The sequence below is a fragment of the Streptomyces sp. NPDC037410 genome (genome assembly GCF_055602235.1).
In genome coordinates this window covers 113,653-122,774 of sequence record NZ_JBVJWR010000023.1, presented here as the reverse complement: position 1 = coordinate 122,774, position 9,122 = coordinate 113,653, and the positions used below count along the sequence as shown (strand labels likewise).

Sequence of the window (9,122 nt, the reverse complement as noted above, 5' to 3'; positions counted from 1 at the left end):
CACACGCCCGCCCACAACCTCCCCCCCCCCCCCCCCCACTCCCCCCCCCCCCCCCCCCCCTCCCTCCTCCCCCCCCCCCCCCCCCCCCCCCCCCCCCCCCCCCCCCCCGCCGACCCCCCCCCCCCCCCCCCCCCCCCCCCCCCCCCCCCCCCTCTACCTGTCTGTTCCTGGTCAGAAGGTGTGCTCCGGTGCCGGGAATATCCCCGCCGTCACGTCGGCCGCGAAGTCCCGGGCCGCCTCGCGCAGCACGCCGTGCACATCGGCGTACTGCTTCACGAACCGCGGCAGCCGCCCCGTCCGCAGGCCCGCCATGTCCTGCCAGACCAGCACCTGCGCGTCACAGCCGCTGCCCGCGCCGATGCCGACGGTGGGCACCGCCACGCTGCGGGTGATCTCCGCGCCGACCTCCTCGGGCACCATCTCGATCAGCACGGCGAACGCGCCGGCCGCCTCCAGCGCCTTCGCCGCCGACACCAGCCGCTGCGCGTCCTCGCCACGGCCCTGCACCCGGTAGCCGCCGAGGCTGTGCTCGGACTGCGGCGTGAACCCGATGTGCCCCATCACCGGAATCCCGCGCCGGGCCAGTATCTCCACCTGGGGCACCATCTCCTCGCCGCCTTCCAGCTTCACCGCGTGCGCGCCGGCCTCCTTCATGAACCGCACCGCAGTGTGGAAGCACTGCTCCGCGGATGCCTCGTACGAGCCGAACGGCAGGTCCGCTATCACCAGCGCCCGCCGGGCGGCACCGGACACCGCGCGAACCAGCGGGAGCAGTTCGTCCACCGTCACCGGCAACGACGACTTGTTCCCGAAGACATTGTTCGACGCCGAGTCCCCGATCAGCAGCACCGGGATGCCCGCCTCGTCGAACGTCGCCGCGGCGTACATGTCGTACGCCGTCAGCATCGCCCACTTCTCCCCGCGCTCCTTCATCTCACGCAGCTGAGGGATCCGGACCCGCTTCAGAGCCGGCGCGGTCGTGGTGTTGGTGGTGCCGCCGTACGGGGCGGGCTGCTCGCTCATGGAAGTCCTCCGGACGTGCTTCTCGAGGCTCCCTGCAGGAGTCCCCGGATTCACCAGGAGACGCTAGGCGAATTCGACCCGAAGGTGTTGCCAGTCTGCGCCCGCCGACCCGCAAACAGGGGAAAATTCTTCTGCGGATGCCGCATCGACTGGAAGAATCTTGCCGAGCTGTCCCGCGGAGGACGTGCCTGGCCTCCGCGGTCGGTGATCCGTGCCCTGCTCGCCGCTTTGCCGAAGCAGCCCAAGGCCATTCCTGCCCACCGTCCTCGTCCTCGTCCAGCTCCGGCGCGTCCGGGTCCACAGGGCATCCGGAGCAATCAGGTGGAAGTGTGCTATTTCCGCAGGTAGAACGCTTACGGTCGCGTCTGTAAGGGCGTTCAGCAGCAATCACGACTGGCGATCCATCAATAGTGAGCAACTGCAGAGGTAGCTTGGCCGTCGTGTACGACATAACCGCACCGACGCAGTCCCCCATCCCGCAGCCACCGGCTCTTTGTGGACACGGCGCTGATCCTGCAGACGGCTCAGGAGGCTGCGATGCACCCGTGCTTCCGGGGCATGGCACATGCCTTGCCCATCTCGACACCGCCACCCTCGGCGCCTATCTGTCCACTCTTCATCCCGGAGCGGACATCCACGCTCGTGGTGTGACCTTCACTCCGGAGCTGCTCAACGATGTGCTCAATGCGGTCCGGGATCCTGCCACCGGTGCACCTCATCTGGGCGACGCCAAGTTCGAGAACGCGACTTTCACGGGCACCGCCACGTTCATTGGGGCAAGGTTCACGGGCTGGGCGCGTTTCGATCAGGCGGCATTCCCCGGAGGCGCCTCGTTCATGGGGGCGATGTTCGGGAGCAACGCGCGTTTCGGTCAGGTGATCTTCGACGGTGGTGGCGACTTCACCGGGACGACCTTCGAAGATCAAGTGTCGTTCGGTGAGGCAACCTTCAACTACTGGGCCAGCTTCGACCAGGCAACCTTCAACGGCGAGATCGCCGGCTTCGGCAAGGCGACCTTCATGGGCGACGCGCGTTTCAGCGGAGCGCGGTTCACCCGTTCGGGAAACTGCACCTGGCACTTCGACAGGGCGAAGTTCGAGACCGCCCGAGCTCTTGGTCCGCTGGCCTGCAGTGGGCGGCTGAGTCTGGACCACGTCGAGTTCGCCGGTCCGGTGACGGTGGAGGTGGCTGCCGAGCGAATGTCCTGTGTCGGGACGAGGTTCGACGGTCCCGCCACGCTCCGGGTGAGCTATGCGGAGGTGGATCTGTCTGAAGCGGTCTTGAGCCATCCGGTCACCGTGGTCTCCAATGCCCGACATCGAAGCCCTTTGCCGACGGACCTCGCCAATCGGCCAGAGACGACTGCCTCTGTGCTCTCAGTGCGCCGGGTCGACGCGGCCCTGCTGGTGTTGACAGACGTCGATCTGCGTCGTTGTACCTTCTCTGGCGCGCACCATCTGGATCAGCTTCGTCTGGAGGGTGAGTGCCTCTTCGATGCCCCGCCTAAGGGGGTGCGTTGGGGTCTGCGGCCGGTGCGGTGGACCAGGCGGCAGGTGCTCGCTGAGGAACATCACTGGCGAGCTCAGGCGGGACGTGTCACGGCGGGGGAGGGGTGGACGCCTCATTCGCAGGGCTCGGACTATAGGCCGCCGGGTCCGGCGGCCTTGGTGGTGGTGTATCGGCAGCTTCGCAAGGCGTTCGAGGACGGCAAGAATGAACCAGGTGCCGCGGACTTCTACTACGGCGAGATGGAAATGCGCCGCCGCGACCGCCGTCGCGACGGCCGTGGCACCACCCGTACGGAACGCTGGCTCCTGCACATGTACTGGGCACTGTCGGGATACGGCCTGCGTGCCTCGCGAGCGTTCTGCTGGCTGACCGTCACGGTCGCCGCCACCATGCTCGCGCTGATGCTCTGGGGGCTGCCGAACAGCGACCCCAAGCCTCAGGTCACTGGGACCCAGGCCTGGGCCGGCCGCGAAGTGGCCCTCATCATCGACACCCCGGACCCGGTCCTGAACAGTGCCATAGCTGACCGGTTCAGTTGGAAACGCACGGAGAAAGCTGTGCGTGTGGTTGTGAACTCGGCCGTCTTCCGCTCCAGTGGCCAGAACCTCACGACCTGGGGCACCTATATCGAGATGGTCAGTCGACTCCTCGGAGCGCTCCTTCTGGCCCTCATGGTCTTGGCCATTCGCGGGCGCGTCAAACGGTAGGAACCCGCACACTGGCACAAAATCAGAAGATCACGGCTCGGGGCGGGCGGTGTGCCGGGGGCCGAGGCGGCGTCGCAGTTCGAGGTTCTCGCTCTGGGCGGCTTCGAGGGCCTGCCGCAGGCCTGGACCTCGTCGCGGTGCCGTCGTTTGAGTACGGTGAGCTGGGCGGTGAGGGTGCGCACGACGCTCCTGGGCGAGTCGTCGGGCGGCTGCGTGGCCGGCCTCGGCGGGTGGCTTCGCTGTTGGGTCCTCAGCTGTTCGACGCGTCGGCGGATCTCAGTGCTGCGGTAGAGGAAGTCGAGCGAGACGTCGGCGGTCTGGGCGAGGCCGCGGAAGGTGATGGGCTGTCCGCGGCGGATCATCTCGCGTAGGCCCTTCTCGGCGCGGGCCTGAGCGGCAGCGCTCTTGCGGGCGGCGGCCTGGCGGAGGTTGCCCGGGTTGCCGCGCATGCCGGTCAGCTCTCGTTCTGGCTGCGAGTGATTGCGTCGGTGCGGGCGTCGACACCGGCCCCGCGGACGGCCTGCGGGGGCCCGTCGGCGAGGCGGGTCTGTTCGAGCTTGAGGATGATGCGGCCGAGGGCGTCCTGTTCCTGGCGGCGTCCGGCGAGCCAGATGTTGTCCTCGCCCATCGGCTGCCCGGTCCGGGCCGTGAACGCGTTCTGCCGTTCGGCGATGAGCTGGTCGGTGCGCTGCCGCTGGGCGGTTAGTTCGGGCAGAAAGGTGACATCGGTGGCGAACTTGTCGCAGGTCAGGCAGGCGTTGCCTTTCGCGCATGCCTGCCGGGGTGGCAGTAGACACAGGCCGTTGGGCAGGATGCGGTCGGTGCGCTTGTCCAACTCCAGCATGTCGTAGAGGTCGCGCGGGTCGGTGGGCAGCTCCCGGGCGTCGGCGGTGATCTTCCGGTAGCGCAGGAACTCCCGCTCGTGGGTCTCGGCGAGGGTCTGCGCGTAGTGCATCAGCATGGCCGGCGACAGGTGCCCGAAGTAGCGCTGGACGACGTGCAGCGGGACACCGGCGTTGAGGAGGCTGGTGGCCTTGGTGTGCCGGAATCGGTGGGTGCGGTTGAAGTCGACCAGCCGCCCGGCGCTGTCGCGGATGCCGAGGCGGCGGGCGAACTCGGACAGCGTCTGATGGATTCGCTCAACAGGGTAGGGCTTGTCGGCGTTCCGGTTCATCTTGTGGGCCAGGAAGAGGTATTTGGGGCTCGCGCCCGCCGCCCAGCGGGGCCCGAGGTAGGTGTCAGCCCACTGCTGCTGGGCGCGGATGATGGCGACGACCTCGGCGTCGACGAGGATGGTGTCCGGCGCCTGCTCGATCTTCGTCTGCTGGTAACGCAGTTTGGCGACGAAGGCGCCGTCGGCGGCGTCCTGCTCGTCGGGCCGGGTGAGCTGGTTCAGCGCGGACAGCGGGTCACGGTCGAGCATCCGGATCTCGCTGATCCGCCGGCCGAGGCGGGCCTGGAGCATCATGATCCGCATGACCTGCTCGTCGCCGAACCCACCTTCCTCGACCGGGGCGCCGAGCAGGTGGAGGTTGGCCATGATCTGGGAGAACGCGGTGTCGTCGATGACCTCCCAGCGCTCCGGCTGGACCGCGGGCCGGCCCTTCTCCCCATGGCGCCACAAGATGGCGTGGTAGGGGGTCAGCCGCAGCCAGGCCGGTTCCTCCAGCACCCGGGCTGCCGCCTCGCGGTAGTCGGTCATGTGCGCGTAGAACTTCTCGACGTCCGTGATGATGGCTGAGGTAGTCCAGCATGAACGCCCTCACCTCGGCGGGGTCATCGCGCAGCCAGGTGGGAGGGGCGGGGTGCTGGCCGGTGATCCAGTCGCCGAAGACCTGGATCCCGGACCGCCGGGCCCGAGCGGTGGTCCACGTCAGGTCCCCGGTCTCCAGGGCGATCTTGAGGTACCACTGGAAGCCGTGCCGTAGCCAGAGCGGCTGGAGGGACTGGAAGTACAGGCTGTGGTCGCCCAGCGGTTCGTGGGCCCGCAGCGGGATCCGCGGGTCCAGCACGGGATCCCAGACCTCGCGTTGCCACCAGGGGCGCTGGTCGTAGGCGGTCCACAGCATCTGGTAGTAACGCCGCAGCACGGTCCCGGTGTTGAGGCCCCAGCCCTTGCCGGGCAGGCGGCCGTAGTGCCGTGCGTAGGCCGCGGCCAGGGACCGCTCCCACTCGCGCGGGGTGCGTCGCATCAGCGAGCCGCGCAGGTCCGGGTGGTCCTCCACCGCTCTGGCCAGTGAGTTGATCAGCGACTGCAAGGATCCGACCGGAACCCGTCCGCCGAGTTCGACGAGACGCCAGCAGCACCAGGCCATCTCGCGGTCCATCGGAGCGGGCAGCAGGAAGAAGCGGAGCCGGAAGCTGTTCTGGTGCTTGCCCAGCGTGAAGGCGCCGAGATCGGTGGGCTCCAGATTGCCCGTGGCCAGACCGACCGTGTGGAACCGCTCCGGGACGGCGGCCCACGCGGTGTCCAGCACGTCTTGCTGGAAGTAACCGGAGGTGTCCCGCATGTTCTCCAGCAGGAGCTTGGCGCTCATCAGCACGGTCCGATCGGTTCGATGTCCAGCGCGGCCCGCCAGCTGGCGGTGAGTTTGGTCCAGTCGGCCACGGCCCGCAGTTCGGCGTCCTCGGTGACGTGGGCATACGTGTTCATCGTGGTCTGCACGTCCGCGTGGCCGAGTCTGCGGCTGACCACGTGCATCGGGACCCCGGACAGAAGCAGCGCTGTGGCGTGGGTGTGCCGGAACCAGTGCGGCGTCCAGCCGTCCGGGACCTGCCCGGCGAGCTCGCGGCGGAGCCGGTCCACCAGGTCGTAGACGCTGTCAGGCTTCCACGGGGCGAACCGGGGCTCGCGGTCGAGGTTGACGAACACGTACGAGGCGTCGAAGTCATCGGTGACCAGGTCGGCGCCGGCCTCGCACAGTTGCCAGACGTACTCGCCGTAGAGCCGGTCGACCTCGTCGGAGACATACAGGCGCCGGTAGCCGCTCTTGGCGCGGACCTCGTGCTCGTGCTCACGCGCGACGACTTCGATGAACGGGGTGTCGCCGCGGCCGGTGTGCCAGTCGCGGTGCTGCAGCCCGAGCGCCTCGCCCAGGCGGAGCCCGGACTCGGCCAGCAGGGCCCACAGCAGCCGGTTGCGTACCGACCCCCGCCATTCACGGGCCTCGTCATCCCAGGACGCGCAGGCACCGCAGATCCGGTCGATCTGCCGCGGAGTGAGTGTGGGAGGGGCTGCGGGGCGCTTCTGCCGCACACGGATCGTGGTCCGCCGGCCGCCCTTGCGTCGGGCGATGTGCTCCAGGAGCGGTCTGTAGTTGCCGCTTCGGCCGTGGGTGATTCGGTGCAGCTGCCGTCCGAGATCGACCCCGTTGAGTTCGTGGTACGTGTAGCAGGAGAGCACGGCCCGCAACCGCACCGCGACCGTCGACTCCGCGAACCTGGCCTGCCCAGGATCGAGCGCAGTGACCTCCGGACCCTCGCCGGTCCGAAGCCATGTCAGGAAGGCCCCGAAGTCCTCCAGCGACACCGCGTCCCAGGCCAGCCCGAACACGTCGAGGTACTGCCACCACAGCGCCAGTGCCCGGCCGTAGGACTTGACCGTGTTCGGTGAGACCCTCTGCGCCCGCAGGTACTCCAGGTACTCCTCCGCCGGCTCCACCACGCGGTGGTCCCGGCCCAGCACGGTCCAGGTCCGCTGGGCCTCGTCGCCGACGCCGAAGAGGGCGATCCCGCACTCGGAGGCCGCGTCGCGGAGCGCCTCAACGGCCTCGGTGTCCGTGTCCGTCTTGACGGCGACCGCCGACGCCCCCGCCCGCGCCGCACCGATGAGCAGCGGCATCGACCTCCTGCCGCGGGCTCCGACGATCAGCGCCAGCTGTCCGTCGCGGTCCCGCGGCGGGTCCTCCGGCTCGGCGAAGACCACGGACGTGAGGGGAGCCTCAAGTCCCTGCGGTGCGGCGAGCAGCTCGATGTGCGGACGGGCGAGGGCCGGGACCAGGTGCCGCAGTCGGGCACCGCCGGCGTCGGAGGGAGGGGTGACGGATGGATGCATGGCGGTCTCCGGGACGGACGACGAAGCATGCACGCTAGCCCCGGCGAGGGTGTGTTCCGTTTGTCGAGCAGGACAACATCGCCCCGGACCGGTTGTCCGCCGGTGCCAACACACCGTGCTGCCGCGATCCACCGCCTTCGACCACGAGGCCGGACATCGCGGTCTCGTATCCGAGCCGAGCCCGGCCGGCGCTGTGCTCGCGACCGGGGAACCGGCGTGGTGCCGGGTCCATCGCAGGATCGGTGTCCGGGCCGCGCCGGTGGCTCGGTCCGCTCCTGGGGAGACAGCCTGGACGCTGCCCATCTCCGGCGATACCAAGCCGTTTGCTATACGGACCGGATCTCCTGGACGAGTCCCTGGGCCTCGGTCAGGGTGTGTCGCAGGATCTGCTCGATCTCGTCGAATTCGGCCTGGCCTGAGATCAGGGGCGGCGCGACCTGTACAACGACGTCGCCGCGGTCGTCGGGCCGGCAGTAGAGGCCGTTGTCGTAGAGAGCCTTGGGCAGGAAGCCACGGACCAGGAGCTCGCGCTCCTCGGGCTGGAAAGTCGTGCGAGTCTCCTTGTCCTTGACCAGCTCGACCGCCCAGAAGTAGCCGTCGCCTCGCACGTCGCCGACGATGGGCAGGTCGAGCAGCTTGCGCAGCGTGGCGCCGAACGCGGCCTCGTGGCCGAGGACGCGCTCGTTCAGCTTCTCCCGCTCCATCAGGTCGAGGTTCGCGAGCGCGACCGCGGCGGACACGGGGTGCCCGCCGAAGGTGTAGCCGTGCGGGAAGGCGGTCCTGGGTCGCAGGAAGGGTTCCATGACGCGGTCCGAGGCGATCATCGCGCCGATCGCCCCGTAGCCGGAGCTCATGCCCTTGGCGCAGGTGATCAGGTCCGGGGTGTAGCCGAACTTCTCGCAGGCGAAGGTCTTCCCGTGGCGGCCGAACGCGCAGATGACCTCGTCCGAGACCAGCAGGACATCGTGGCGGTCGCAGATCTCCCGGACCCGGGCGAAGTAGCCGGGGGGCGGGGTGAGGCAGCCGCCGGAGTTCTGCACCGGCTCGAGCACGACCGCCGCGACGGTGTTCGGCCCTTCGAAGAGGATGGCCTCCTCGATCCGGTCGGCGGCCCAGCGGCCGAACGCCTCCGGATCATCGGCGAACTCCGGGTGTCGGTAGAGGTTGGTGTTGGGCACGCGGAACCCGCCCGGGGCCAGCGGCTCGAAGTCCTGCTTCATCGCCGGCAGCCCGGTGATGGCAAGGGCGCCGTGCGGTGTCCCGTGGTAGGCCACGGAGCGGCTGATGACCTTGTGCTTGTACGGCTTTCCGGTCAGCTTGAAGTACTGCTTCGCGACCTTCCACGCGGACTCGACGGCCTCGCCGCCGCCCGTGGTGAAGAAGACCCGGTTCAGGTCACCGGGGGCCAGGTGCGCCAGCCGCTCGGCGAGTTCCGCCGCAGGCGGCGTGGTGTAGCCCCAGATGGGGAAGTAGGCGAGCTCGCCGGCTTGCTTCGCCGCGACCTCGGCGAGCTCGCGTCGTCCGTGGCCGGCCTGGACGACGAAGAGACCGGAGAGGCCGTCCAGGATGCGACGGCCGCGGTCGTCCCAGATGTAGCTGCCCTCGCCCTTGGTGATCACCGGGATAGGGGTCTGCGGGTACTGGCCCATGCGGGCGAAGTGCATCCACATGTGCCGCGCGGCTGATGCCGCGGCAGGGTGTGGGGCACCCGGTGCGGCGCCAGCGGTGCCGGACGTGTCGCTGCCCTGACCGTTCGGCGTTCCGGCCAGAGTGGTGCGCGTACTCGTCATTGTCGTGTTCCTCTTGTCAATTGCTCGGTTGGAGGGGAA

The 9,122-nt window shown here is 69.0% G+C and carries 6 protein-coding genes; 1 reads left to right on the top strand and 5 read right to left on the bottom strand.

Annotation, left to right across the window (positions count from 1 at the left end; all coding sequences use genetic code 11):
• Window positions 1-171: 171 nt before the first annotated feature.
• Window positions 172-1,023 (bottom strand): 3-methyl-2-oxobutanoate hydroxymethyltransferase, encoded by an 852-nt coding sequence (panB, locus tag ACZ7HT_RS30805; protein ID WP_471171845.1) that lies wholly within the window; start codon window positions 1,021-1,023, stop codon window positions 172-174.
• 647 nt (window positions 1,024-1,670) lie between these two features.
• Between panB and ACZ7HT_RS30800 the strand changes: the two genes are divergently transcribed.
• The gene (locus ACZ7HT_RS30800; protein WP_471171844.1) at window positions 1,671-3,239 is read left to right on the top strand and encodes a pentapeptide repeat-containing protein; all 1,569 of its coding nucleotides are present in this window, start codon (window positions 1,671-1,673) and stop codon (window positions 3,237-3,239) included.
• On the opposite strand, the gene ACZ7HT_RS30795 is transcribed toward ACZ7HT_RS30800, so the two are convergent.
• The 4 genes from ACZ7HT_RS30795 to ACZ7HT_RS30780 form a co-directional block, all read right to left on the bottom strand.
• Window positions 3,155-3,688, bottom strand: coding sequence for a DUF6262 family protein (locus ACZ7HT_RS30795; protein ID WP_471171843.1), 534 nt, complete (start codon window positions 3,686-3,688; stop codon window positions 3,155-3,157). The genes ACZ7HT_RS30800 and ACZ7HT_RS30795 overlap by 85 nt on opposite strands.
• A 5-nt stretch (window positions 3,689-3,693) precedes the next feature.
• Complete coding sequence (locus tag ACZ7HT_RS30790; protein ID WP_471171842.1) at window positions 3,694-4,941, bottom strand: tyrosine-type recombinase/integrase; 1,248 nt, start codon at window positions 4,939-4,941, stop codon at window positions 3,694-3,696.
• Between the two features lie 834 nt (window positions 4,942-5,775).
• Window positions 5,776-7,293 carry a tyrosine-type recombinase/integrase gene (locus ACZ7HT_RS30785; protein WP_471171841.1) on the bottom strand — a complete coding sequence of 506 codons (1,518 nt, stop codon included), beginning with the start codon at window positions 7,291-7,293 and terminating at the stop codon, window positions 5,776-5,778.
• A gap of 326 nt (window positions 7,294-7,619) precedes the next feature.
• Window positions 7,620-9,083 (bottom strand): aspartate aminotransferase family protein, encoded by a 1,464-nt coding sequence (locus ACZ7HT_RS30780; RefSeq protein ID WP_471171840.1) that lies wholly within the window; start codon window positions 9,081-9,083, stop codon window positions 7,620-7,622.
• Window positions 9,084-9,122 lie beyond the last annotated feature (39 nt).

What these genes read in the sequence shown, in the direction of transcription:
- panB (WP_471171845.1), bottom strand. Translation starts at nt 1,023, where the DNA reads ATGAGCGAGCAGCCCGCCCCGTACGGCGGCACCACCAACACCACGACC.
- ACZ7HT_RS30780 (WP_471171840.1), bottom strand. Translation starts at nt 9,083, where the DNA reads ATGACGAGTACGCGCACCACTCTGGCCGGAACGCCGAACGGTCAGGGC.
- ACZ7HT_RS30785 (WP_471171841.1), bottom strand. Translation starts at nt 7,293, where the DNA reads ATGCATCCATCCGTCACCCCTCCCTCCGACGCCGGCGGTGCCCGACTG.
- ACZ7HT_RS30795 (WP_471171843.1), bottom strand. Translation starts at nt 3,688, where the DNA reads ATGCGCGGCAACCCGGGCAACCTCCGCCAGGCCGCCGCCCGCAAGAGC.
- ACZ7HT_RS30790 (WP_471171842.1), bottom strand. Translation starts at nt 4,941, where the DNA reads ATGACCGACTACCGCGAGGCGGCAGCCCGGGTGCTGGAGGAACCGGCC.